The sequence below is a fragment of the Sulfoacidibacillus ferrooxidans genome (assembly GCF_022606465.1).
In the GTDB taxonomy this organism is placed as follows: Bacteria; Bacillota; Bacilli; order Alicyclobacillales; family SLC66; genus Sulfoacidibacillus; species Sulfoacidibacillus ferrooxidans.
The window spans coordinates 1-480 of the sequence record NZ_JALBUF010000083.1 but is presented as its reverse complement, the minus strand read 5'-3'; the positions used below and the strand labels follow the sequence as shown (position 1 = coordinate 480).

The following is a 480-nucleotide window of genomic DNA, read 5'->3' as shown; positions in this document are numbered from 1 at the left end:
GATGGGCATCCTGCTCCTGCAGGACGCCCGGACATCATCGTCACGCGCGCGCGAAGGCTCTTTTTGGGTACCGAACAATCAATCGATAGGGCGACGGATCAGCATTGGATCTCCATCACCGAGGAGACCACTACCATGTCCACGCACGAAGACCTGCTCCTGCAACTCATCCAGCGTGATCCCGGCAAGATCAGGAGCATCCTGGGGCTGTCTGCTCCAAAGCCAGACCTGTCCTGGTACAAAGGGGCAGACGTCTGGATTGAAGCTGGACACCGCAGCGACAGGGGCGCGGAACTACGCATAGCCTTCGGGGAGCCACTCCCGAATGGCTATGCCGATTTCTGGATACCGTTCAGCGGACCGGATGGCAACGCGCTGGGCTGGCTGCGCTTCAGCTACATCACCACGGTACGAGAGAAACCGATGTTCACTGCCTGCGAATGGCGTTCGGCAAGCGAGCTGGCACCGGCCAAAGAGAGC

1 protein-coding gene is annotated in these 480 nt (G+C 60.0%); it reads left to right on the top strand.

Annotation, left to right across the window (positions count from 1 at the left end; translation table 11 throughout):
• Positions 1 to 135 precede the first annotated feature (135 nt).
• Positions 136 to 480, top strand: a 345-nt coding sequence (locus MM817_RS16475; RefSeq protein WP_241717142.1) for a hypothetical protein, incomplete at its 3' end; no start/stop codon positions are given.